This is a genomic window from Micromonospora terminaliae (genome assembly GCF_009671205.1).
Taxonomy (GTDB): Bacteria; Actinomycetota; Actinomycetes; order Mycobacteriales; family Micromonosporaceae; genus Micromonospora; species Micromonospora terminaliae.
This window is the reverse complement of record NZ_CP045309.1, coordinates 6,527,869-6,552,094: the sequence shown is the minus strand read 5'-3', so window position 1 is coordinate 6,552,094 and position 24,226 is coordinate 6,527,869. Positions and strand designations below refer to the sequence as shown.

Genomic DNA, 24,226 nt, shown 5'->3' with positions numbered 1-24,226 from the left:
GGTCACCACAGTGCTGACCAGGCTATCCGGTGCCCGCCTTGTAGCCCACGCCTCGCACGGTGAGGATGATTTCGGGTCGCTCCGGATCTGGCTCGATCTTGGCGCGCAGCCGCTGCACGTGCACGTTGACCAGGCGGGTGTCGGCGGCGTGCCGGTAGCCCCAGACCTGCTCCAGCAGCACCTCCCGGGTGAAGACCTGGCGCGGCTTGCGGGCGAGCGCGACCAGCAGGTCGAACTCCAGCGGCGTCAGCTTCACCTCCTCGCCGTCCCGGCTGACGGTGTGCGCCGGCACGTCGATGGTGATCTGGTTGCCGGGCGGGCCGATGGTGAGCAGTTCCGGCGCCACGTCCTCGCCCCGGCGCAGGCGGGCCCGCATCCGGGCCACCAGCTCCTTGGGCTTGAACGGCTTGACCACGTAGTCGTCGGCCCCGGACTCCAGCCCGAGCACCACGTCGACCGTGTCGCTCTTGGCGGTCAGCATCACGATCGGCACGCCGGACTCACCCCGGATGGCCCGCGCCACGTCGATGCCGCTCATGCCGGGGAGCATCAGGTCGAGCAGGACGATGTCGGGCCGGCTGTCACGGAACGCGGCCAGTGCCCGTTCTCCGTCCGCGACGAAGGAGGGCACGAAGCCCTCGCTGCGCAGGACGATGCCGAGCATCTCGGCGAGTGCGGGGTCGTCGTCGACCACCAGTACCCGGGCTCTCATGGGGTTTATCGTTCCATCCCCGTTCGCTTGGAGGGTTCGGCGTCTTCACGGCACCGTAGCGCCGAGGGCGGTCCGGCACCACAGCTGACGGCGTGGCCGCCCGCGTGGCGCGTCGCGGCGGACGGGTCCACCGGGCGCGGACGCGCCGTGCAACCATGATCCCTCGGGCGTGTCGCCGCCCGCCACCTCCGCTCGCCCGCCAGGAGTACCCGTGCCCGACGCCGGCCCGACCGCGGTGCTCCCGCGCCGTCCGCTGACCGTCGGCGAACTGCTCGACTCGGCCGTCCTGCTGCTGCGTGACCAGGCCCGGGTGCTCGTCCCGCTGGCCGTCCTGCTGGCCCTCGGCGAGCAGGCCCTGCTGCATCCGGTGCGGGTGCTGGCCGACGCGCGGCCGCCCGAGTGGTGGCCGGATCCGGACCGGCTCGGGTGGTACTGGCTGCTGCTCGCCGTCGGCGCCGGGACCGAGGCCATGATCATCGCGCTGCTCGGCAACCCGGCGGCCCGGGGCGCCGGGGCCGCGCTGCTGGGCCGTCGCACCGGGCCGCGCGAGCTGCTGCGCGGCGCCCGCTGGGGCGCGACCCTGCTGGCCGGGGCCACCGTCGGGTGCACGGTCCTGCTCGCCGGGCTGGGCGGGCCGGCCTGGTTCGTCGCGTACGGGCTGCTCGGCGCGGTGGTGCCGGTGCTCGTGGTGGACCGGGTGCCGGAGCACCGGGCGCCGGGGCGGGCGCTGCGGCTGGCGGTCCGGGTCGGCGGGCGGGCCGCCGCCATCCGGCTGCTCGGCTACCTGGGCTGGTGGCTCATCCGGCTCGGCATCGGGCTGGGCGTCTACCACGGCCTCGGGCTGCTGGGCCTCTTCGACGTCTCCGCCTGGGCCCTGCCGGTCGCCACCGTCGCCTGGGTGGCGGTGAACGCGGTCGCGTACCCCGCGTTGGCCTGCCTGGACGCGGTGCTGCACCTGGAGACCCGGATGCGCACCGAGGGGCTGGACATCCGGCTGTCGCGCGCCCCGGCGCCCGAGCCCGTCCTGCTGGCGGTGCAGCGGTGAGCCGGTGGTGGACCGAGACGGCCGCCGGGCTGGGGGACGCCGTACCGCTGCCGCTGGCGGCGCTGCTCCTGCTGGCCGGGGCGCTGATCGGCGCGCTGGCCTGGTACTTCTTCCCGGCCTGGGTACCCCGGCGGGTGCCCCGGCTCGGCCGGCCCCGGTTGCCCCGGCTCCGGCTTCCCCGGCTCCCCCGGTTCCGGCTGCCGAAGCTGCGGCGACCACGGCTCCGGCTGCCGCGGCGGCGGCGCCGGGCCCGGCGGGACGTGCCCGCGGTGCCGGTGCCCGCGCCCCGGTCGCCCGAGCCGGCGACCGCCGTCCAGGCCGGCCTCGCCGACCGCCTCGCCGCCGAGGGCCGGTACGCCGAGGCGGTCCGGGAACGGCTGCGCGAGATGGTCCGCCTCCTGGTGGCGCGCCGGATCGTCGAGCCCCGTCCCGGGCTGACGGTCACCGAGCTGACCGCGGCCGTGGCCCGGGTCCGGCCCGACGTGCACCCCACCCTGCACACCGCGGGGGCGATCTTCTCCGACCTCTGGTACGCCCAGCGCCCGGCCACCGCCGCGCACGACCACCGGATGCGTGACCTCGCCGCCGACCTGCGCCGCGAACTCGCCACCGACGGGAGCGCCCGGTGACCGCCACCCTCGACCCGGCCCGGCCGGCGGCCGCGCCCGCGCCCCGCCGCCGGTGGCACCGGCTGGTGGTCCCCTTCGGGCTGGCCGTGCTGCTGATCGTCACCACCCTGGTCCTGCACGCCGTGGACCAGCCCGACCCCACCGACCCGGGTTTCCTGGCCCCGGCCGCCACGGACGACGACGGGGGCAGCCGGCTGGCCGAGGCGCTGCGCGCGCAGGGCGTGCCGATCCGCCGGGAGACCGACACGCTGGCCGCCGTGCGGTCCGCCGGAGCGGGTCCCACCACCCTCTTCGTGCCCGCCCCGGACCTGGTGCACCCGGCCACCCTGGACGCACTGACCGCGCTGCCGCCCGGCAGCCGGCTGGTGCTGGTCGAGCCCTCCCGCCGGGTGCTGACCGACCTGGGCGTGCCACTGGAGCCCACCGACCGGCGGTGGGCCACCCGGGCCCTGCCACCGGACGCCGACGGCACGCCGTGCCGGCTGCCCGAGGCGCTCCGGGCCGGCACCGCCGCCGTGGACCACCAGCGGTACGCCGGGCCGTCCGGCACCGACCGGTGCTACGCGGGCGCGCTGCGCCGGATCTCCTGGGGCACCGAGGTGGTGGTGGTCGGCGCCAGCGATCCGTTCCGCAACGACCGGATCGACGAGTGGGGCAACCGGGTGCTCGCCACCGGCCTGCTCGGCGGCGACCGCCCGCTGGTCTGGCTCGACCTGCCCGCGCCCGCGCCGGCACCGTCCGGCCCGAGCTGGTCACCGAGCCCGGACGACGGCGGGACACCCCTGCCCCGGTCCACCGGCGGCCGCCGGGACGACCGGGCGGACCCGCCGCCGAACTGGCACAACCCGCTCTGGGACGCCTTCCCGCCCTGGTTCTGGGCCGTGCTGGCGCAGCTCGCCGTGGCCGGGCTGCTGCTGGTGCTGTGGCGGGCCCGCCGGCTCGGCCCGCCCGTGCCGGAGCCGCTGCCGGTGACCGTCCGCGCCGCGGAGACGGTGCTCGGCCGGGCCCGCCTCCACCGCCGGGCCGGCGCCCGGGACGTCACCGCCGCGACGCTGCGCGCGGCGGCGCTGGACCGGCTACTGCCCCGGCTCAACCTGCCCCCGGACACGCCGCCCGACGAGGTGGCCGCCCGGGTCGCGGCGCACGCCGGCGCGGACCCCGAGCGGGTGTCCGAGCTGCTGCACGGCGCCGCCCCGCGCGAGCTGCTGGAGCTGGCCCGCGACCTGGACGCCCTGACCCGTACCCTGGCCCCCCACCCGACCGAAGGAGACCCCCGGTGACCGGACCCGTCATCGCCGCCGCGTCGCCCACCGCGCAGCCCGACGCCCGCGCCGCCCTGCACCGGCTGCGGGCCGAGGTGGCCAAGGCCGTCGTCGGCCAGGACGCCGTGGTCACCGGCCTCGTCATCGCGCTGCTCTGCCGGGGGCACGTGCTGCTGGAGGGCGTGCCCGGGGTGGCCAAGACCCTGCTGGTGCGGACCCTGGCCACCGCGCTGGACCTGGAGTCCAAGCGGGTGCAGTTCACCCCCGACCTGATGCCCGGCGACGTCACCGGGTCGCTGATCTTCGACCCGCGCACCGCCGCCTTCACCTTCCGGGAGGGGCCGGTCTTCACCAACCTGCTCCTCGCCGACGAGATCAACCGCACCCCGCCGAAGACCCAGTCCGCGCTGCTGGAGGTCATGGAGGAGCGGCAGGTCTCCGTCGAGGGCGAGCGCCGCCCGCTGCCCGACCCGTTCATCGTGGCGGCCACCCAGAACCCGGTCGAGTACGAGGGCACCTACCCGCTGCCCGAGGCGCAGCTGGACCGGTTCCTGCTCAAGCTGACCGTGCCGCTGCCCGGCCGGGACGAGGAACTGGGCGTGCTCCGCGCGCACCACGCCGGCTTCGACCCGCGCGACCTGCGCGCCGCCGGCGTACGCCCGGTGGCCACCGCCGCCGACCTGGCCGCCGCCCGGGCGGCGGTGCACGCGGTGCACGTGGCCGAGCCGGTGCTCGGCTACATCGTGGACCTGTGCCGGACCACCCGGATCGCCCCGGCCCTGGAGCTGGGCGCCTCGCCCCGGGGCGCCACCGCCCTGCTCGGCACCGCGAAGGCGTGGTCCTGGCTGGCCGGCCGGGACCACGTCACCCCGGACGACGTGAAGGCGGTCGCCCGGCCCACCCTGCGGCACCGGCTCCGGCTGCGCCCGGAGGTGGAGCTGGAGGGCGTGACCGTGGACGCCGTGCTGGACGCGGTGCTGGCCACCGTGCCGACGCCCCGATGACCTGGCGGGCGGGTCTGCTGCTCGCGGTGAGCGCGGTGACCCTGCCGGCCTGGCCGGCGCCGTTCGTCGGCGTCGCCGTGCTGACTGCGGCGGTGCTGCTGCTGGTCGCCCTGGACTGGCTGCTCGCGGCGCCGCTGCACGGGCTCACCGCCACTCGCACCGGTGACCGGGCGGTCCGGCTCGGCGGCACCGCCACGGTCACCCTGCACCTGGCCAACACCTCCGCCCGCACCCTGCGCGCCCAGGTGCGCGACGCCTGGGTGCCCTCGGCCGGGGCGCGGCCCGACCTCCCCGCCGGGCGGCTGCTCACCGTCGCGCCGGGCCGCACGGCCACCCTGCCGGTACGGCTCACCCCGGCCCGCCGCGGCGACCGGCCCGCGGTGGCGCTGGCCGTACGCTCGCTCGGGCCGCTGCGGCTGGCGTTCCGGCAGCGCGCCGGCCACCCGGCCACGCCACCGTGGACGCTGCGCGTGCTGCCCCGCTTCGACTCGCGGCGGCACCTGCCCGAGAAGCTGGCCCGGCTGCGGATCATCGACGGCGTCCAGGTGACCCGGGGGCGCGGCCACGGCACGGAGTTCGACACCCTCCGCGAGTACGTGGTCGGCGACGACGTGCGCTCCATCGACTGGCGGGCCAGCGCACGGCGTTCGGACGTGCTGGTCCGCACCTGGCGCCCGGAGCGGGATCGGCGGCTGGTCTGCGTGCTCGACACCGGCCGTACCTCGGCGGTCCGGCTCGGCGACGAGCCGCGGCTGGACACCGCGATCGACGCGGCGCTGCTGCTCACGGCGCTGGCCGCCCGGGCCGGCGACCGGGTCGACCTGCTCGCCGCCGACACCGCGATCCGGGCCCGGGTCACCGGCAGCGGCCGGCCCGCGCTGCTCGCCCGGCTGGTGGACGCGGTCGCCCCGCTCCAGCCGGCGCTCGTGGAGACCGACTTCGAGCTGATCGCCGGTGAGGTGCTGCGCCGCGAACGGCAGCGGAGCCTCGTGGTGCTGTTCACGGCCCTGGAGGCCGGCGCGCTCGGCGAGGGCCTGCTGCCGGTCCTGCCCCGGCTGGCCGCCCGGCACCGGGTGGTGCTCGCGGCCGTCTCCGACCCCGTGCTGGCCAGGCTCACCACGGCCCCGCCCGCGAGCCTCGACGACGCGTACGCCGCCGCGGCGGCCTGGCGGGCCCTCGCCGAGCGGGATCGCGTCCGGGCCGCCCTGTCCCGGCACGGGGTGACCGTGGTGGACGCTCCCGCCGATCGCATCGCCCCGGCGGTCGCCGACACCTACCTGCGGCTCAAGTCCCTCGGGCAGCTCTGACGGCCCGCCCGCCGAGGAGCAGCGCGTACGCCAGGAAGGCCAGCCAGACCGTGGCGCCGATCGCCACCCGGACGGCGGCCGGCAGCGGCGCCGGCGTCACGAACGCCTCCAGCAGCGCGGAGACCGCGAAGAGCCCGACCAGGCCGGCGGCGACCACGATGGCCGAGCGGCCCGCCTCGGCGACGGCCCGGCCCCGGCTCAGGTGCGCCGGCGGCGCGATCCAGGCCCAGGCGGTCCGCAGCCCCACCCCGGCGGCCACGTGGATGCCGGTCAGTTCGAGCAGCCCGTGCGGGGTGATCATGCCGAAGAACACGTCGGCCCGGCCGTAGGAAACCATCACCCCGCCGACCACGCCGATGTTCAGCGCGTTCTGCCAGAGCAGCCAGAGCACCGGCACCACCAGCACCCCGGCGGCCAGGCACTGTGCGGCCAGCCAGGCGTTGTGCGTCCACAGGTGGAACGCGAAGGTCGGCGCGGTGAACTCGGTGTAGTAGCCGGCGAAGCCGGAGTCGACGAGCTGCCGGGCCGCCTCGGCGCCGATGAACGCGGCGGCGGTGTCCGGGTGCCCCGCGACGAACCAGATGAGGAAGGCGGTGAGCGCGCCGAACGCGGTGGCCACCGCACACCACCAGGGCCAGGCCCGGTAGAGGGCGGCCGGCAGGTCGGCGACGAGGAAGCGGCCCACGGCCGCCCAGGAGGGCCGGGGGCGGCCGGTGATCCGGGCGCGCGCCGCGAGCACCAGGTGGGAGAGGCGGCCGACCAGCACGGGTTCCGGGGCCCGGCTGCGCAGCGCGGAGAGGTGGGTGGCGGCCCGCTGGTAGAGCGCCACCAGCTCGTCCACCTCCGCGGCGTCCAGCCGGCGCCGGCCGGTCAGCTGCTCCAGCCGCCGCCACTCGGCGCCGTGCTCGGCCACGTACGCGTCGAGATCCACTCGTCCTCCCCCGTCCGGCGCCCATAGTGTTCACTGTCCGAGTGCGCGCGCAACCACCACCTCCGGCACCGTGGGCCGACGCCGGTCTGGTCAGCGGCGAGGCCGTGGAGCTGGACGTGCGGGCGGCCCGGCTCGGCTCCCGGGTGCTCGCCCTGCTGATCGATCTCGTGGCCCAGCTCGTGGTGGCGCTGCTGCTCGGCACGGCGCTGTCGCTGCTGGTGGTGAGCCTGCCGGGGGACGTCATGGACGCCGCGCTGGCCGGCGGGATGCAGCTCGTGCTGGTGGTGCTCGTGCTCGTCGGCTACCCGGTGCTCATGGAGCGCTTCGCCCGCGGCCGCACGCTCGGCAAGCTGGCCGTGGGGCTGCGGGTGGTGCGCGCCGACGGCGGCCCGGTCGGGATCGGCCAGTCGCTGACCCGCGCGCTGGTGGGCGTGGCGGTCGAGTGGCCGGGGCTGGTGCTGCCGCTGCTGAGCTGGGCGGCGAGCGTGACCGTGATGCTGTCCGACCCGCGCGGGCGGCGGCTCGGCGACCTCGTGGCCGGGACCCTCGTGGTGCACACCCGCAGCGTCGGAGCGTGGCGGCCGGCCCCGCCGCCCGTGCCGCCGCTGGTCGGCTGGGCCGGCACCCTCGACCTGACCCGGCTGGACGACGGGCTGGCGCTGGCCGTCCGGCAGTACCTGGCCCGCCTGCACCAGCTCGCGCAGCCGGACCGGCTCCGGCTGGGCCGGGACCTGTGGGCCGAGGTCGCGGCGGTCACCTCCCCGCCCCCGCCGTGGGCCGCGCCCGAACCGGCGTACCTGGCCGCCGTGCTGGCCGAGCGGGGCAGGCGCGCCGCGTACCGGCTGGGCCGCACCCGGGCGGTCACCGCCACGCTGTGGCCGGAGCTGGCGCCCGCGCCCGTGGCCGCGCCGGCTGCGACCCCGTTGCGGCCCGCCGCGCCGGCACCCACCGTCCCCACCCGACCCGATCCGGTACGCGGACAGCCCACCTCGCTCGACGCGAGGCGCTGACCGGTCAGGAGAAGAGCGCCCGGCCCCACCAGTCGGCGGCGTCGCGGACACCGGGCGGGCAGGCGAACAGGCCGCTGGAGACGTGCCGCAGGTATTCGTTCATGGCGTCGTTGCGGGCCAGCCGCGTCTGGATCGGCACGAACTGCTTGCGCGGGTCCCGCTGGTACGCGATGAAGAAGAGCCCGGCGTCGAGCCGGCCCAGCCCGTCCGAGCCGTCCACGAAGTTGTAGCCGCGGCGCAGCAGGCGCGCGCCGTCATTCTGGTCCGGGTGGGCGAGCCGGACGTGGGCGGTCTCGGCGATCACCGGCTCGCCGTCGTCGCCCTTGGCGGCGAAGTCCGGCTCGTCGAACTCGGCGCGCTTGCCGAGCGGCGCGCCGCTGCCCTTGGTGCGACCGACGATCATCTCCTGCTCGGCCAGCGGGCTGCGGTCCCACGTCTCGACCAGCATCCGGATCTTGCGGGTGACCACGTAGGACCCGCCGGTCATCCAGTCGGCGCCGTCGCCGGGCTGCGCCCACAGCTGCTCGCGCAGCAGGTCGGTCTCCTCGGCCTTGAGGTTCGCGGTGCCGTCCTTGAAGCCGAACAGGTTGCGCGGGGTGGCCTGCCCCCGCGACGTCGACGAGGTGCGCCCGAAGCCGAGCTGGGACCAGCGGACGCTGACCACGCCCATGCCGATCCGGGCCAGGTTGCGGATGGCGTGCACCGCCACCTGCGGGTCGTTGGCGCAGGCCTGGACGCAGATGTCGCCGCCGGAGAGCTCGGGCTTGAGCGCGTCACCGGCGAAGTGCGGCAGGTCGGCCAGGGCCGCGGGCCGCTTCGCGGCGATGCCGAACCGGTCGCGGCCCTGGGCGTCGCGGAACAGCGTCGGTCCGAAGCCGACGGTGATGGTGAGCTGCGACGGGGGCAGCCCGAGCGCCTCGCCGGTGTCGTCCGGCGGGGCCTCCGGCATGCCGTCGACCGCGCCGATGAGCCCGGCGTCCTTGCCGGCGGTCATCCGGGCCGCGGCGGCGGTCCACTCCTGGAGCAGCGCGACGAGCCGGGCCCGGTCCTTGGTGACGACGTCGAAGGCGACGAAGTGCAGCCGGTCCTGGGCCGGGGTCACGATGCCGGCCTGGTGCTCGCCGTGGAACGGGACCGCGCCGGCCGCCGTCTCGGTGGCGGACGCCTGGTCGCCGCCGCCGAACAGGGCGCCCGCGCCGACCGCCACCCCGGCGACGCCGGCCACGCCGGCTCCGGCCAGGGTGATGGCCCGGCGCCGGGACACCCCGGTCCCGCGGGTCGGCTCGTCGGTGCTCGGCTCGCTCATCACGTCACCTCCGGACCCGGTCGTCATCGGGCGACGACCGCGGCCACCTTGCTGATCGGCTCGGCCAGGGCGTTGATGCTGTCGGACAGTTCCTTGAGCTCGGCCTTGCTGAGCTGGGTGTGCAGCTTCCAGCCGTCCCCGGCGCGGTGCTTGCCGAGGGCGGTCTCGACGGCGGCGAACTCACTGTCGAGCTGCTTGACCAGGTCGGGCGAGCGCTGTTCCAGGGCGGGGCGCAGCGCGGCGATGGCCGCCTTCGAGCCCTCCAGGTTGGCGTTGAAGTCCCAGAGGTCGGTGTGCGAGTACCGCTCCTCCTCGCCGGTGATCTTGCCGCTGGCGACCTCGTCGAGGAGCGCCTTGGCGCCGTTGGCGAGCTGGAGCGGGGTGAGCTTCTCGGCGTTGGCCTTGGCCACGATCGCCTTCACGTCGACGAGGAGCTGGTCGGCGATGGCGCCGTCCTTGCTGACGTCGCCGGTGGTCCACAGGTCCTTCTCGATGCGGTGGAAGCCGGTGAACTGCATGCCCTCCTCGACGACCTCCTCGCGGCCGTCGATCTTCGGGTCGAGGTCGCCGAAGCTCTCGGCGACCGGCTCGATCCGCTCCCAGTAGGTGCGGGCCACCGGGTACAGGTCCTTGGCCTTGGCCACGTCGTTGGCCTTGACCGCGGCCACGAACTCCTCGGTCTTCGTGAGCAGCGCGGCGGTCTGGCTCTGCACGTAGCGCTGGTAGCTGGCGGTGGCCTGGCTGAGGGCCGCGTCGGGGGCGACGGTCGCGACGGTGCCGCTGACCTTCAGCGCGCCCCGGATGCCGCGGCCGCTCATGCCGGGCTTGCAGGCGGTCTCGTACGTGCCGGCGGGCAGTTCGACGCGCAGCTCGCGGCTCAGCCCGGGAGCGATGTTCTCGACCTCGCCCATCACCCGGTCGCCGGCGGCGTAGACGTAGAACTCGTTGACCTTGGACCCGGAGTTGGTCACCTTGAAGGTCACCTGGCCGGCCTCGATCTCGGTGCTGTCGACCTCGCAGGCGCTGTCGGTGGCCTTGACGGCGATCGGGCCGCCGGCCTTGGCGCCGGAGTCGTCACCGCCCCCGCAACCGGCCAGTCCGGCGACGGCGAGCACCCCGGCGGCAGCGGGCACGACGAGTCGAGTGGTACGCATCGGTGGTGTCTCCTCGGAAACGGGCGGGTCAGGCGCGCTGGGGCGCGGTGTCGGTGGAAGCCTCGGTGGCGGCGGGCCCGGCCGGCGTGCTCGCGGCCTCGGTGGCCGGCGGGGCGGCGGGGGCGGCGGGCCGGGCCGGGGCGGCCGGCTTGCGCAGGAAGAGCACGAGCACCGGGATCCCGTACGCCACCCAGGCGACCATCTCCAGCACACTCGGCGTAGGCGTGATGTTGAACATGCCGCTGAGCAGGGCCGCGTACCAGGTGCTCGGGTCGAGCACCCCGGAGATGTCGAAGGCATGCTGGTTCAGGCCGGGCAGCACGCCGGCCTCCTGGAAGTCGTGCACGCCGTACTTGAAGATGCCGGCGGCGACCAGGATCAGCAACGCCCCGGTCCAGGTGAAGAACTTGCTGAGGTTGAGCTTGACGGCGCTGCGGTAGAGCAGGAAGCCGAGTACCACCGCGGTGAGGATGCCACCGACCAGAGCGAACATCGCGTCGCGGACGGTGTCGCCGGCCGTGCTCTTCGCGGCGGAGTAGAAGATCAGGGCGGTCTCCAGGCCCTCCCGGATGACCGCGAGGAACGCCATGCCGGCCACCGCGAACGCGCCGACGGCGAGGGCCTCGGTGAGCTTGCCCCGCAGCTCCCCGGCGATGGTCCGGGCCGCCTTGCGCATCCAGAAGATCATCCAGGTGACGAAGACGACGGCGGCCACCGAGGTGACGGCGTCGAAGAGTTCCCGCGACTCCGAGGTCTGGAGCAGCGAGGTCGAGGTGTACTCGATCAGCCAGCCGAACAGCACCGACAGCGCGATGGCGCCGCCGACACCGAGCCACACCTGCGGCAGCCGGTTGCGGCGATTCGACTTCACCAGGAAGGCGACCAGGATGCTGACCACCAGGGTCGCTTCCAGGCCCTCCCGCAGGCCGATCAGGTACGTGGCGAACATCGGTACTCCGTAGTCGGTAAGGCACGCCTCAGTTAACTTAGGGCAGCCATACCTTCCTCCTGATCGGGTCGGCCGTCAAGTTGTTCAAGGCCACATCACCCGAACCGTCCGCAGCCCGACACGCGCAGCTCACCGCCGCTTCGCCCCGCGTACGCGAAGGGGACCGGGACGGCCGCGCGGCGGCCGCCTCCGGTCCCCTCCGGGCGCGGAACTCAGTAGCGGTAGTGCTCCGGCTTGAACGGGCCCTCCGGGGACACGCCCAGGTAGGCGGCCTGCTCCTTGGTGAGGGTGCTCAGCTTGGCGCCGAGCGCGTCCAGGTGCAGCCGGGCGACCTTCTCGTCCAGGTGCTTGGGGAGCACGTACACGCCGACCGGGTACTCGTCGGTCTTGGTGAACAGCTCGATCTGGGCGATGGTCTGGTTGGCGAACGAGTTCGACATCACGAAGCTCGGGTGGCCGGTGGCGTTGCCCAGGTTCAGCAGGCGGCCCTCGGAGAGCACGATGATGGCGTGGCCGTCGTCGAAGCGCCACACGTCGACCTGCGGCTTGATGTTCTCGCGCGTCACGTCGGAGCGCTTCGCGAGGCCGGCCATGTCGATCTCGTTGTCGAAGTGGCCGATGTTGCCGACGATGGCCTGGTGCTTCATCCGGGCCATCTGCTCGTGCGTGATGACGTTGAAGCAGCCGGTCGCCGTGATGAAGATGTCGGCCTGCTCGACCACGTCGTCCAGGGTGGCCACCTGGTAGCCGTCCATGGCCGCCTGGAGGGCGCAGATCGGGTCCACCTCGGTCACCACGACCCGGGCGCCCTGGCCGCGCAGCGACTCGGCGCAGCCCTTGCCGACGTCGCCGTAGCCCATGACGACGGCCATCTTGCCGCCGATCAGCACGTCGGTGGCGCGGTTGATGCCGTCGATGAGCGAGTGGCGGCAGCCGTACTTGTTGTCGAACTTGCTCTTGGTCACCGAGTCGTTGACGTTGATGGCCGGGAAGAGCAGGGTGCCGGCGCGGTGCATCTCGTAGAGCCGGTGCACGCCGGTGGTGGTCTCCTCGGTCACGCCCTTGATGCCGGCGGCGATCCGGGTCCAGCGCTGGCCGTCCTCGGCGAGCGAGCGGTGCAGCAGCTGGAGGATGACCGCGTACTCCTCGGAGTCGGCGGACTCGACCGGCGGCACGACGCCGGCCTTCTCGAACTCGGCGCCCTTGTGCACGAGCAGGGTGGCGTCGCCGCCGTCGTCGAGGATCATGTTCGGGCCCTGCCCGTCGGGCCAGGTGAGCACCTGCTCGGTGCACCACCAGTACTCCTCCAGGCTCTCGCCCTTCCAGGCGTAGACCGGCACGCCGGCCGGGGCCTCGGGGGTGCCCTCCGGGCCGACGACGATCGCGGCGGCGGCGTGGTCCTGGGTGGAGAAGATGTTGCAGGACGCCCAGCGGACCTGCGCGCCGAGCGCGACCAGGGTCTCGATGAGGACGGCGGTCTGGATGGTCATGTGCAGCGAGCCGGTGATGCGGGCGCCGGCCAGTGGCTGGGCCTCGGCGAACTCGCGCCGGATCGCCATCAGCCCGGGCATCTCGTGCTCGGCGAGCCGGATCTCCTTACGCCCGAACGCGGCGAGCGACAGATCCGCCACCTTGTAGTCGCCCTCGGCGAGGGTGCTCGGCCGGGCTCCGGACGACGCGCCACGGGGGGCCGCCGGGAGGGTGCTGGTCATGGAAGCTCCTGTCGAAGGATGTGCTGCGCAGCCTTCCACCTTACGCGCGTGGGCTTCCGCTCCCGTGCCCGGTTGGCCGACGGGCGCCGTGGTCCGGTCGGCGGACAGCGCACGGGGCGGTCGGTCGTGAACGGACTTTCCGCTCACGGCCCGGCCGCCCCGTGCATCCCCCCGGTTTGGTTCCCCCGCGCGTTACCGGACCTTCGTCGCGACAACGCTGCGTACCCATAGAGTCACACCGCGTCACGACGGCGTCAAGCGGTTTCGGGAAAGTCGGACTTGCCGGGGTTGGGCCCGGGTCAGCGCACGCCGGCGGTGGCGACGAACGCCTCGCCGTCGCCGCCGAGCACCAGGGGGCCGCCCGCCGCGGCGCCGATCGCCGCCTGACCGGCCGCCAGGGTGACCCGGCCCACCCCGTCGTCCACGACGAGCTTGCCGGCGCGGCAGAGCACCACCCGCGGGCCGGGCAGCGCCAGCCGCGCCTCCGGGCCGCCGGGGGTCACCTCGACCCGGTGCAGCGCGAAGTCCTCCACCGGCACCGGCCAGGTCACCACCCCGGGCGCCACCGGCTCCGGCCGTACCACCGGCTCGTCGAGCACCTCGAAGCGCAGCACCCGCAGCAGCTCGTCCACGTCCACCCGCTTCGGGGTGAGCCCACCGCGCAGCACGTTGTCGCTGGCCGCCATGATCTCCACGCCGGTGCCGCGCAGGTAGGCGTGCAGGTTGCCGGCCGGCATCCAGATCGCCTCGCCCGGCGCCAGCCGGACGTGGTGCAGCAGCAGCGCCACCACCACGCCCGGGTCGACCGGGTAGTCGACCGCCAGGGCGCGGGCCAGCTCGGCGTCCGGCCCGGCGGCCTCCGCCGCCAGCACGTCCGCCACCAGCCCGGCACGCTCCGCCGCCGGCCAGCTCAACAGCAGGCGTACGGCCTCGCGCAGCCCCGCCGGCCCGGTGCGCAGCGCCGCCACCACCGGCTCCAGCGCGGGTACGCCGAACGCGGCGATCGCCGCCGCCGACGCGGCCGGGTCGCGGAACCCGCAGAGCGCCTCGAACTCCGAGAGCGCGACCAGCAGCTCCGGCTTGTGGTACGGGTCGACGTAGTTCACCCGGTCCGCGTCCGCGGCGTACCCGGCCCGGGCCTGCTCGGCGTCCGGATGGGCCTGGAGGCTCAGCGGGGCGTCCGCCGCCAGCACCTTCAGCAGGAACGGCAGCCGGGTGCCGAAGCGGCCGACCAGGTGCTCGCCCAGCCAGTGCGCCGGCTCGGCGACCAGCAGGTCGGTGAGGTCGACCGGGTTGCCCGCCCTGTCCACCGTGGCCGGGGCGCCCGGGTGGGCGCCCAGCCACAGCTCGGCCTCCGGCCCGGCGCTCGGCACCGGGCGCCCCTGCAACTCGGCGATCGCGGTGCGGGAACCCCAGGCGTAGTCCCGGATCCGGCCCTGCAACAGCTCCACGGTCAGCTCCCGGGCCGTCCGGCGGTCTCGTCGCTGCCGGACTCCGTGTCGGCCTGCGGGACGGCGGTGTGTGCGGCCTGCCCGGTGCCCGCGCGGTCCGCCGCCACGCTGTAGATGTCCGGCTCCAGGTAGATGACCCGGGCGATCGGCACGGCGGCGCGGATCCGCGCCTCGACGGCGTTGATCCCCCGGGCCAGCTCCTCGGCGGTCTCGCAGGCCGGCACCCCGATCTTCGCGGCGACCATCAACTCCTCCGGGCCCAGGTAGAGCGTCTTCATGTGGATGATGCGCTCGACCTCCGGCCCGTCGGTGACGGCCCGCTCGATTTTCGCCAGATCGTGGCGTTCCGCGCCCTCGCCGAGCAGCAGGCTCTTGGTCTCGATGGCCAGCGTGATCGCGATGATCACCAGCAGTACGCCGATCATCGCGGTGCCGGCCGCGTCCCAGATCCCGTTGCCGGTGATCAGCGTCATCCCCACGCCGAACAGCGCGAAGACCAGACCGACCAGCGCGCCGAAGTCCTCCAGCAGCACCACCGGCAGCTCAGGAGCCTTGGCCCGGCGGATGAACCGCACCCAGGACTGGTTGCCCCGGATGTGGTTGGACTCCTTGATGGCGGTGCGGAACGAGAAGCTCTCCATGGCGATCGCGATCACCAGCACCGCCACCGGCACCCACTGCCAGCTGGTGATCGGCTCCGGGTGCTGCGCCTTGTGGTACGCCTCGTAGAGCGCGAAGAGGCCACCGAGGCTGAACAGCACGATCGCCACGATGAACGCGTAGATGTAGCGCTCCCGGCCGTACCCGAACGGGTGTTCCGGGGTGGCCTCGCGCTTGGCCCGCCGGCCGCCGAGCAGCAGCAGGCCCTGGTTGCCCGAGTCGGCGACCGAGTGGATCGACTCGGCCAGCATCGACGAGGAGCCGGTCAGCAGGAACGCGATGAACTTGGTGACGGCGATGCCGACGTTGGCCGCCAGGGCGGCGACGATCGCCCGGGTCCCACCGTTTGCGCTCATGCCTCTCCCCGCCCGATGCCGCACGTGCTCACTGGTTCGCCAGCTCCTTCATCTCGGTGATGGCCGGCACGGCCATCGGGTCCAGTCCGTGTGCCAGGGCGAGGTAGACCGAGGCGAAGTCCGGCACCGCCATCAACGAGGCGAGCCGCTCCAGCGCGGACCCGCCCTCCGCGGTGACCACGTCGCAGCGCACCCCGCGCCGCTCGGCGAGGGTCTGCACCGCGTCCGCGCGGCGCTCCTCGACGGCCAGCGGCTCGTCGGTGTCGTCCTCGGCGTTGAGGCCGCCGTCGCGCAGCAGCACCAGCCGCAGCCGGGTGGCGTCACCGTCGGTCTCGTCCGGGTCGGCGAAGATGTCGCGCTCCCCCTCGGCCAGGCCGCCGAAGACGCCGTCGAGGAGACCCACCCGGCCCCGGCCCGCCTCGCCCAGCGCGCCGGTGACCACCGGGTAGCGGGCGTTGGCGGACAGCGTGTCGCCGAAGCGGCGGGCCGCCACGGTGGCCAGGGGCGACGAACCCCAGACGATCGGGATCGAGCCGGAGAGGCCCAGGGCCAGCGACTTCGCCGGGTTCACGAAGGACTCGGCGGTGGGCCGGCACCGGTCGGCATCGGCGTCCAGCCGGGCCGCGGTCTCGGCCAGGTCCGCCTCGTTGACCTTCACGAGCCCGAGCGTACGGGCGGCGAGCAGGACCGGCACGGTGAGCGCCCAGAGACTGGCCCGGGCCGGGGCGCGCCGGGGCACCGGGATGAACGGAGCGCGGGCCCGCTCGGCCACCGACTGGAGCTGCGAGTCCGGGGCGCCCACGGCCACCAGCCGGGCACCCCGCCGGTGGGCGGCCTCGGCGGCGCCCAGCGCCTCGGGGCTGCGGCCGGAGGCGCTCACCGCGATCACCACGTCCGCGGCGCCGACCCAGCCCGGCACCCCGGCGCTGCGATGCGGGATCACCGGCACCGGGCAGCGCGGCCCGGCCACCGTGGCCAGCACGTCACCCGTACGCCCGGCGGTGCCGATGCCGGCGATGACCACCGCCCGCGGGCGGCCCTCGTCGGCGAGCACGGTCAGGTTCGCCTCGGCGGCCAGCGCCGCCGACTCACGGACCTGCGCGCCGGCCGAGGCGGTGAACCGCAGCATCCCGCCCGGGTCCTGCTCGGCCAGCCGGTCCGGATTGTCCAGCAGTGACTCGTCCGCGTGCCGGTGCCCACTGACCCCGGCCGTACCCTCCATCATCGCGGCGACCCGCCGCGCGCCTCGTCCGCCGCCGGGCCGCCGCGCGCCTCGTCGAGGAGGAGCACCGGGACGTCGTCCCGGACCTCGAAGATCCGACCGCACTCGGTGCAGGTCAGCGTCTGCGCCTGCGGGTCGTAGTCGAGCGGTGCGTGGTGCGTGTCCGGGCAGGCGAGGATCTCGAGCAACTGCGGGTCCAGGGCCACGGCGCGGCTCCTTCCACGTATGCGGTCTCACCGGTCGGCGGTGCCGTCCGGCGCACGCGATCTTATCGACGAACCGACGCGGGCACCGCGCCACATCTCGGCATCCGGCGGCCGGTGCGCAGCACCCCGGTCAGGGCGCTGTCACCGACTGTCACCGTAACCCCGGCGGCCGGCCGGGTTCGGTTCAGCGGGGCACGCGGGGCAGCACGGTGGTGGCGTCGCCACCCGCGGCGGCCGGCGGCTCGCCGCCCGGCCCGTCGGTCGTGGCCGCGGGGGCGCCGTAGACGTTCCCGGTCGGGCGCGGCGTCGGGGCGGGCGGCTGCTGCCCGTACACCGGAGCGGCGGGCGCACCCGAGCGGTAGGTCGTGGTGCTGCGCGGCAGCGGGACCGGCGAGTGCCCGGCGCCCGGCTGCCCGTCGGTCTTCTCCGCGCGGTTGCGGCGGACCAGCAGCACGATCAGCGCCACGCCGACGAGCACCAGTGCGATGCCGAACCACATGATCGGGGAACCTCCGGAGGACGAGTCGTCGGCCGCGGTGCCGGCGGCCGGGTCGAGCGCGGCGGCCACCGCCGACGTGGTGTCGCCATCGGCCGGGGTGGTGGCGACGGCGCTCGGGGTCGGCGTCGGCGAGGGCTTGCGGGACGGCGTCGGGCTGGGGCTTGCGGTCGGTTCCGCGCCGATCACCCGCGCCGCCGTCGAGGACCGGCCGAGCACCCGGCCGTTCGCGGCGCTCGCCTCGCCGACCACGGTCAACCGCCCGCCGGCCGTACCGGCCAGGAAGGCCACCCGGTAGCGGACCGTGATCCCCTTGCCCTTGCACAGGGCCGCGTTGGCCGGCGAGGTCTGCGCCGTGGCGACCGCACCCCCACCGCCGGACACCGGCACGGGCACCCACCGGCCGCTGGTGGCCACCTGCACCTGGACCTGGTCCGCGCGCAGGCCGTCGAGGCGCAACCCCAGCGCGGTGCGGAGCAGCACGCACCCGTCCGTACGCTTGCGCACCTCGACCGCCACGGTGCCCGCCGAGGCACCCGCCGTGAAGCGGCTCGCCGAGCGCACCTCCACCCGGTCGTCGGCGGCCAGCGCCGGGGACGCCGCGCCGGCCAGCAGGCCGCCCAGCATCGCGCCGACCGTGGCCCACCGCGCCGCGTGCCGCCTCACCGACATCTCCACCTCACCGTTTCCACCCCGGACGGGATCCGCGGGTCAGGTTACTACCGGGCCCGAGGGACACCCGCCCATCGAGCACCCCGCATGTGTGCCGCGACACCCCGCGACATCCGCTCCATCCTCGACGCGACCAGGCCCGCCCGCATGATCACTTCCTTGTCCCCGCGGCGCGGTGGCCGCGCGCCCGGCCGGGCGACGGCACGCTCGCCGCTGCCGAACCGCCGGGCCGGCCGACCGATCCCGCGGGAGATCTTGGACACGTACCGTTCGCCACGAACGCCAACTGTCCAAGATTCACATCGGCCTCCGCTCGCAAGGTCGCCGCCAGCTCGGGGGCGCGGTCTCGCCGTCGGGCACCTGCGGCTGGGTGCCGCTGCCTCGCCACCGGGCCCGCCGGCCGACGATGCGGCGAGAGATCTTGGAGACTTACCGATCGCCACGAACGGCAACCCTCCAAGATTCACGTCCGCCCCCGCCCGAAACTCGGCGCCAGCTCCGGTGCGGCACCTGCCGTCAGGCGCTCGCGGCCGGGTCGCCGTTGCCGGCCGTTGGCGCGGCTCGACGGTCAGCGGCGGCGAGGGCACGGCGACAGAGGTGGTCGGCTGTCCTGGTGGTCTCCGGCAGGCGGTAGCGGGGCGTCAACGCCAGCACCCGCTCGACCGCGTTGTCCAGGCTCATCCGGTGCCCGACGCTGACGAAGACCGGCTTCACCCCGTCCCGCGTCCGCAGCACCCGGCCCACCACCTCACCGCCGTCGCGCAGCGGCGTCCACGCGCCCCGCTGAGGCGCCGGCTCGTCCCAGACCCCGACCAGCGGCGTCTTCGCCACCCCGATCGCGGGCAGCCCCGTCACCAGCCCGAGATGGCAGGCCAGCCCGAAGCGGCGTGGATGCGCCAGCCCGTGCCCGTCGCAGACCAGCAGGTCGGGCCGGACGGTCAACCGATCCAGCGCCGCCAGCAACGCCGGCAACTCCCGGAAGGCGAACAGCCCTGGCACGTAGTCGAACGCCGGCCGCCCCACACTCACCGCCTCGTCCACCACGGCGAGGGTGGCCGCGTCCAGCACCGTGACGGCCGCCGCGAGCCGGTCGCCGCTCTCCGCGTAGGCGACGTCCAGCCCGGCGACCGTCGCGGGCGCGGTCGGCCCCGGCCCGACCAGATCGACCCGAGGACGCAACTCCTCCTGTATGCGCAGCGCCTCCGCCACGTCCGCCGGTGGTCGGTAGGACACTCCCCTTCCCGTCGTTGCCGGCCGCTTCCGATGCCAGGGCGCGTCAGACATGCTGGGACTTTCGCGCCGTGATCGGCGGTCGAGCAAGCCTTTCGGACGGCATCAAGAGACGGCGGTGGCGATGGTGGGGTCGGCACCGGGATCGCCGGCCTGCTGGAGCTGTTCCTCGAATATCACGAACGTCCGCCGATGTATGCCCTTGATCAACGCCGTCTCCTCGATCGTGAGGCGTCGCCGTTCCGCGTCAGCGGCGTCTGCGATGGCCTTCACCGTCTCGTAGAGCGCAAATACGGGCCCGTCGCCCTGCAGGTAGCGGCCACGTCGGTACTCCGTCCGCTGGACGAACTGATCGGCGGTCAGGACGCTGATCTCCCCACCGACGGCAAAGAGGATCTCGTCCACAAGGTCAGTTGCCGGCTCCCAGCCGCCGGTTTCGATCGACAAGCGCCAGGCCACGAGACCACCATCGGGCGTAGACACCATCTTCACCGGCGACCTGTAGTAGCTGAAGTAGGCAGGCAGCTCCAGGTCTGGCATGTCGGTCATGGGTGCGATTCCCTTGTCATTGATCCCTGCAGCGCTTCCCAGAAGTAATGCCGGGTCTGCCGCAGAAGGCCGCCTCGCAGAGCGCGCTCCATGGTCGACATACTACGGCCCTCTTGATCGGCAATTGCCTTCAGATCTCGTCCGACCTCGTATAGCGCGTGTTCCCAATCCGCGACCCGATCGAGTGCCTTCAGTTGCAGGCGAAATTCGGCGATGTGTCCGTCCGGCATCCGCAACATCATCAGGATGTCCCGATACCCGCTCTTCTGCGGCACAACGAAGCGGTCTTCGAAGTAGACGATGTCGTCTCCCAATTCGCCCTGGAGCGCCTCGAGAGCCGCATACAGATCCGCCAGTTTTTCGAACGAAACGCTAGCGGCAGCCAGGTCGGTCAGGGACGAGACGTCACCGCCGTACTTGGTCACCTTGTCCTCGGCTCGCTGCCTGTCCTTGGGCCCGGACCTCGGCTTCGCCTCAGCCGCACCAGCCGAACTCGATGCCAGGCTACAAGCCAACCTTGTTACCTCCGGTTGCACGCGGGCTGCGTCTCGATAGAGCTGATCCAGGTACTCGCGACGATATGTCGGATCGCTGCGACGCGTCTGATCGAAGCCGGGCTGAACTGGATCACGTTCTCCTGCCTCACACGACACGCTGATTCTGCGTTGTTCCTGGGTAAGTGGAGTTTCCGCAGGCCGGAGGGAATTCTCCCGTGCCACCACCGCCGGCCCCCGTTCGGCGATGTCATCCAATGCCGCTCCGAGGACGTCGATTGCCTTCTGGTGGCTGGCCAGGTGGTGGAGGGTGACCGGGCGGGCGGTCAGCGAGTTGGCGAGCTCCGGTGTCGACAGGATCATCCGGACCAGGTCGGGCCGTTGCGCGAGCTGCCGTACCAGCGTTTCGGCCAGCAGCTCCTCGCGTCGGGGTGGCGCCTCCCATGTCTGATCGAGCATCTGCTGGACGCGCGGGTCGGCGAGCAGCCGGGTCAGGTCGCCGGCCGCCGCCGGATCCAGCCCGGGTACCAGCCGCTGCAAGGTCGGCCCGTCGGCGTGTTGCGCCAGCTCGACCGGGGTCACCCCGGCGGCGAAGACCTCGTCCAGGCTGCCGCTCGTGGCCAGCGCATCGCGGACGTACAGCCCGGCGGCGATCCGGTCGGCGTGCGCATCCCGGTGCGCGTTCCGCAGCTGGACCGCCTCCGAATCGGCGTCGGGAGCGCTGCCGGGGAACGAGGTGCCGTCGGGCCGGTGGAAGGTGGTGGATTCGCCGAGCAGGTGGACGTGGTTGAAGTCCGGAGCGTCTCCGTCGTCCGGCGGCGGTGGCGGTTCGAGCGGTGGGGGCGGCGCCGGGTCGGGCAGGACGTCGTCGGGCAGGACGTCCTCGGGCGGGAAGTCGTCGGGCAGGACGTTGTAGTCACCCGGCGGCCGGCCGGCGAGCGGCATCGGGCGGCCGTCGGGGCCGAGCACCAGCGCGTCGAGGCCGACCACGTTGCAGGGGCTCGGTACACCGCGGTGGGTATAGAGCGGGCGTGTGCTCACCCTGCCCATCTGCGGGTCGAGGTAGAGGATCGTCCCGTTCTGGTTCAGCGCCACCCAGGCGTGTGAACCGCCGCCCTCCATGCCGGTGATGAGGAAGGCGTAGCTGCCGTGGCCGCCCGCGGCCAGCTGCGCGTGCAGATCGCGGTAGCCGTCCTCGATCACTTCGCGCGTCCGGGGACCGGGGGCGCTGGACGGACCGGTGGGGCCGAGGTTCTGGAACCGCCCGCCCGTGGTCTCCTCGACCCGGCGGGGTCCGTCCGCCTCGCCGCCCACCGGCCTGTGGACGTCCCCCAGCAGGTAGCCGTCGAAGGTGCGCGGCGCGGACACCCGGGGCCGGCCGTGCATCCAGGTCTCGAAGAGCGACAGCGTGCAGTCCAGGCAGTTGATCCCCCGGGTGGCGTCGGCGGCGGGTCCACCGTCGTTCGCCAGCCGGAACCAGCCGCCCCGGCGGGGATCCGCGGTCCGCACCACACTGCCGTCGGGGTTGCGCGGCATCTGCCGCTCCAGGTCGGTCTGGTGCAGCGCGAGGGGTGGCCGGAGTCCGCCCCGCACGCCGTACCGGCGGGAGCGGTCGATCGGCGGCGGATGGCCGTGGCCGGTGAGCGCCGAGTGGTCCGCCGTCTCGACGGCACCCTGGGCGAGGTCGGCGACGTCGTCATTGATCTGGTCGAAGTCGAGGTCGTCCTCGACCATCACCTCGGCAGGCAGCCGTTCGCCGGCACGCACGGCCTCCGCCGCGTCGAAGGCCCGGTAGTGGAGCCGCTCCCGGCGCCGCCCCTCGCGGAGGTGCTGGTCCACGAGGTGCTGTTGCCCCGCCTCGTGCAGCTCGTACGCCCGCTGGACAAGCCAGCGCGCGGCCTCATAGTGCTGCTCGGCGATGGCGCGCAGTTTCTTCAGCTGTCCCTGGCGCCGGTTCTCCTCAAACAGCTCACGCTGGTGCCGGAGGTAGCCCCGATAGCGCCGCCGGTCGAGCGCTTCCCGATCGGCCGCGAGCCGCGCGGCCCGTTCATCGGGGGTCTGCCGGGGCGGCGGCAACGGGTCAAACGGCCCGGGGAGCGCCGGCAGCGGATCCGAGGCCGTGCGCTGCGGGGCCAGCGCTTCCAGCAGCGGAAATCGGGGATTCGGGCCAGGCCGGGCGTCCAGGCCGTTGGCCGGTGCCGCGTGCGGATGCACCGCGGGAGCGGCCAAGGACCCGGACTGGCCGGTCACGGTGGCCGGTGCCGCGTGCGGATGCACCGCGGGAGCGGCCGACGGCCCGGACTGGCCGGTCACGATGCCTACCGGTGTGTGGTGGGGCGGCACGGACGCCGGGCTCTGCGGCGGTGGGGAGACGCTGGTGGGCGGTCCCACGGTGGTCGACGTGGCGGATTGCACCGGCTGACTCGGGGTGCCGACATCGGAAACGACCTGGCCCTTGACCGGACCGGACTGATGGCCGGCGCCATCGGGGCCGGAGGCGACGATGTCCGGCGCCTCGACGGCCACCGACGAGAGCGTCGGGCTGCCGGTGGCCTCCACCCCCGCCGGCCCCGCGGTCACCTCCACGTTCGCACGGCCCGTCGCCACCTCCGCGTCCGCCGGACGCACCGGCGGAGCGTCGACACCCGCGGCGGCATGGGCCGCCGCGTCGGCGGACGGGAGGTGCGTGGGGGCCGGCCCACCGCCGACGAGAGACGACGGAGGGTTGGACGCCGGCGGAGGTCCGGGGTCGTGGAGAAGCGGGTCCGGCATCCGCTGGGTGGGCATGCGGCCGGTTGCGTCGTCGGACGGCGGAAGCCCCAGGTCCACCGGCTGGGAAGGGAGGCCGGCCAGCTTCTCGTCGAGCCGACGGTGCAGGGCGCTGTCGGCCTGCCCGGTGGCGGAACCGCTGGCCCCGGAGACCGCGGCCCGCGCGATGTCCTCCAGCGACAGGTCCTGGCCGGTCGCCAGGCCCGCGGCGCTCTCGGCGAGCGTCTCGCCGGCCATTTCCCGCCCGAAGCGCTCGCCGATCTCGGCGAACCGCCCGTTCGCGTGCCGCCCCAGCCCGGCCAGCGGCGCGGCCGCGCCACCGGCGAACCCACCGAGCCCCGACATGCCCATGTCGGTCAGGTCCAGGCCGTCCCGGCGGCCGGTGGAGTTCTGGTACGCCTGCGTCGCCAGGCTGGTGCCCGCCTCCTGTCCCGCCTCGACCAGCCCAGCCAGCACGGCTCGGCGGGCAAGGCCACGGGCGCCGCTGGTGACGACCTCCTTGGCGGCTCGCTCGCCGGCCTCCTTCAGCCCTTCCTCGACGGCCTTGCGGGCCAGCTGGGCCACCAGCCGCCGGAAGATCTGTTGGACGGCTACCCGGCTCGCCGTGATGGCGGCGCCGGCCGCCGGCGAGGCCGCGCCCAGGGTCAGCACGGTGGCCACCGCGAGCGAGAGCAGCTCGACGACCAGGATGCCCAACTCGACCCAGGCTTCGAGCTTGGCGCCCTCGATGTCGCAGCCGCACGAGTCGACCAGCTTGCCCAGCTCGCCGGTCGCCGCCACGAGCACGTGCAGCGGCGCGTCCTCGCCGTCGGCTACCTTGCCCCAGGCGATGTCGAACGCCTGCGCCACCAGGCCGACCCCGCCGTATCCACTGCGGACCTCGCCGGCGGCGGCGGTGGCGTCGTTGCGAGGGCCGGCCAGGACGTCGGCGACCGCGTACCACTGGTCGGCCAGGTCCCAGACGGCGCGCTCGTTCCCCTCCGGCCATTCGACGCCGACGACCCAGTCGAGCGCCTCGTAGATCCAGCCGGGCACGTCCCAGGGGCAGTAGTCGAGCGGGTGCGGGATCGGGCTGGGCAGCATGCTCACGCGCGGATCCT

At 74.3% G+C, this 24,226-nt stretch carries 20 protein-coding genes; 6 read left to right on the top strand and 14 right to left on the bottom strand.

Annotated elements, in window-relative coordinates; translation table 11 throughout:
• Nucleotides 1–22: 22 nt before the first annotated feature.
• Nucleotides 23–712 carry an MtrAB system response regulator MtrA gene (gene mtrA / locus GCE86_RS30525; RefSeq protein WP_046564340.1) on the bottom strand — a complete coding sequence of 230 codons (690 nt, stop codon included), beginning with the start codon at nt 710–712 and terminating at the stop codon, nt 23–25.
• A 211-nt stretch (nt 713–923) separates the two neighbouring features.
• Between mtrA and GCE86_RS30520 the strand changes: the two genes are divergently transcribed.
• The 5 genes from GCE86_RS30520 to GCE86_RS30500 are packed head-to-tail and all read left to right on the top strand — an operon-like array spanning nt 924 to nt 5,959.
• The gene (locus GCE86_RS30520) at nt 924–1,757 is read left to right on the top strand and encodes a hypothetical protein (protein WP_154230119.1); all 834 of its coding nucleotides are present in this window, start codon (nt 924–926) and stop codon (nt 1,755–1,757) included.
• Nucleotides 1,754–2,386 carry a DUF4129 domain-containing protein gene (locus GCE86_RS30515; protein ID WP_154230118.1) on the top strand — a complete coding sequence of 211 codons (633 nt, stop codon included), beginning with the start codon at nt 1,754–1,756 and terminating at the stop codon, nt 2,384–2,386. Before GCE86_RS30520 ends, GCE86_RS30515 begins: the two co-directional genes overlap by 4 nt.
• On the top strand, nt 2,383–3,666 hold the full coding sequence (locus GCE86_RS30510) for a DUF4350 domain-containing protein (RefSeq protein WP_154230117.1): 1,284 nt from the start codon (nt 2,383–2,385) through the stop codon (nt 3,664–3,666). Before GCE86_RS30515 ends, GCE86_RS30510 begins: the two co-directional genes overlap by 4 nt.
• Before the next feature lie 11 nt (nt 3,667–3,677).
• Nucleotides 3,678–4,652 carry an AAA family ATPase gene (locus GCE86_RS30505; protein ID WP_425280848.1) on the top strand — a complete coding sequence of 325 codons (975 nt, stop codon included), beginning with the start codon at nt 3,678–3,680 and terminating at the stop codon, nt 4,650–4,652.
• Nucleotides 4,649–5,959: a DUF58 domain-containing protein gene (locus GCE86_RS30500; RefSeq protein WP_154230115.1), complete on the top strand. Its 1,311-nt coding sequence runs from the start codon at nt 4,649–4,651 to the stop codon at nt 5,957–5,959. Before GCE86_RS30505 ends, GCE86_RS30500 begins: the two co-directional genes overlap by 4 nt.
• Here the strand turns inward: GCE86_RS30500 and GCE86_RS30495 are convergent.
• Nucleotides 5,937–6,890 carry a stage II sporulation protein M gene (locus GCE86_RS30495; protein ID WP_154230114.1) on the bottom strand — a complete coding sequence of 318 codons (954 nt, stop codon included), beginning with the start codon at nt 6,888–6,890 and terminating at the stop codon, nt 5,937–5,939. The genes GCE86_RS30500 and GCE86_RS30495 overlap by 23 nt on opposite strands.
• Before the next feature lie 41 nt (nt 6,891–6,931).
• Between GCE86_RS30495 and GCE86_RS30490 the strand changes: the two genes are divergently transcribed.
• Nucleotides 6,932–7,900: an RDD family protein gene (locus tag GCE86_RS30490; protein WP_244317119.1), complete on the top strand. Its 969-nt coding sequence runs from the start codon at nt 6,932–6,934 to the stop codon at nt 7,898–7,900.
• A gap of 4 nt (nt 7,901–7,904) precedes the next feature.
• Here the strand turns inward: GCE86_RS30490 and efeB are convergent, their stop codons facing one another.
• From efeB to GCE86_RS30430, 12 genes are all read right to left on the bottom strand, one after another.
• Nucleotides 7,905–9,206 (bottom strand): iron uptake transporter deferrochelatase/peroxidase subunit, encoded by a 1,302-nt coding sequence (gene efeB / locus GCE86_RS30485; RefSeq protein WP_239542197.1) that lies wholly within the window; start codon nt 9,204–9,206, stop codon nt 7,905–7,907.
• A 23-nt stretch (nt 9,207–9,229) separates the two neighbouring features.
• Entirely contained in the window at nt 9,230–10,360 is a 1,131-nt protein-coding gene (gene efeO / locus GCE86_RS30480) for an iron uptake system protein EfeO (RefSeq protein WP_154230111.1), read from the bottom strand.
• Nucleotides 10,361–10,388: 28 nt separating this feature from the next.
• The gene (gene efeU / locus GCE86_RS30475; RefSeq protein WP_154230110.1) at nt 10,389–11,309 is read right to left on the bottom strand and encodes an iron uptake transporter permease EfeU; all 921 of its coding nucleotides are present in this window, start codon (nt 11,307–11,309) and stop codon (nt 10,389–10,391) included.
• Between the two features lie 212 nt (nt 11,310–11,521).
• Complete coding sequence (gene ahcY / locus GCE86_RS30470; protein WP_154230109.1) at nt 11,522–13,021, bottom strand: adenosylhomocysteinase; 1,500 nt, start codon at nt 13,019–13,021, stop codon at nt 11,522–11,524.
• A 299-nt stretch (nt 13,022–13,320) separates the two neighbouring features.
• Entirely contained in the window at nt 13,321–14,472 is a 1,152-nt protein-coding gene (gene manA, locus GCE86_RS30465; RefSeq protein WP_154230108.1) for a mannose-6-phosphate isomerase, class I, read from the bottom strand.
• 2 nt (nt 14,473–14,474) lie between these two features.
• The gene (locus GCE86_RS30460; RefSeq protein WP_154230107.1) at nt 14,475–15,488 is read right to left on the bottom strand and encodes a cation diffusion facilitator family transporter; all 1,014 of its coding nucleotides are present in this window, start codon (nt 15,486–15,488) and stop codon (nt 14,475–14,477) included.
• A gap of 28 nt (nt 15,489–15,516) precedes the next feature.
• Entirely contained in the window at nt 15,517–16,713 is a 1,197-nt protein-coding gene (locus GCE86_RS30455) for an SIS domain-containing protein (protein WP_154230106.1), read from the bottom strand.
• Nucleotides 16,710–16,916, bottom strand: coding sequence for a Trm112 family protein (locus tag GCE86_RS30450; protein ID WP_154230105.1), 207 nt, complete (start codon nt 16,914–16,916; stop codon nt 16,710–16,712). Before GCE86_RS30450 ends, GCE86_RS30455 begins: the two co-directional genes overlap by 4 nt.
• A 184-nt stretch (nt 16,917–17,100) precedes the next feature.
• Nucleotides 17,101–18,084: a hypothetical protein gene (locus tag GCE86_RS30445; RefSeq protein WP_154230104.1), complete on the bottom strand. Its 984-nt coding sequence runs from the start codon at nt 18,082–18,084 to the stop codon at nt 17,101–17,103.
• Nucleotides 18,085–18,600: 516 nt separating this feature from the next.
• Nucleotides 18,601–19,368, bottom strand: a complete 768-nt coding sequence (gene nfi / locus GCE86_RS30440) for a deoxyribonuclease V (RefSeq protein ID WP_154230103.1) — start codon at nt 19,366–19,368, stop codon at nt 18,601–18,603.
• Nucleotides 19,369–19,419: 51 nt separating this feature from the next.
• Nucleotides 19,420–19,863, bottom strand: a complete 444-nt coding sequence (locus GCE86_RS30435) for a hypothetical protein (RefSeq protein ID WP_154230102.1) — start codon at nt 19,861–19,863, stop codon at nt 19,420–19,422.
• Nucleotides 19,860–24,209: a toxin glutamine deamidase domain-containing protein gene (locus GCE86_RS30430; RefSeq protein ID WP_204341939.1), complete on the bottom strand. Its 4,350-nt coding sequence runs from the start codon at nt 24,207–24,209 to the stop codon at nt 19,860–19,862. The genes GCE86_RS30435 and GCE86_RS30430 overlap by 4 nt, the downstream gene beginning before the upstream one ends.
• Nucleotides 24,210–24,226 lie beyond the last annotated feature (17 nt).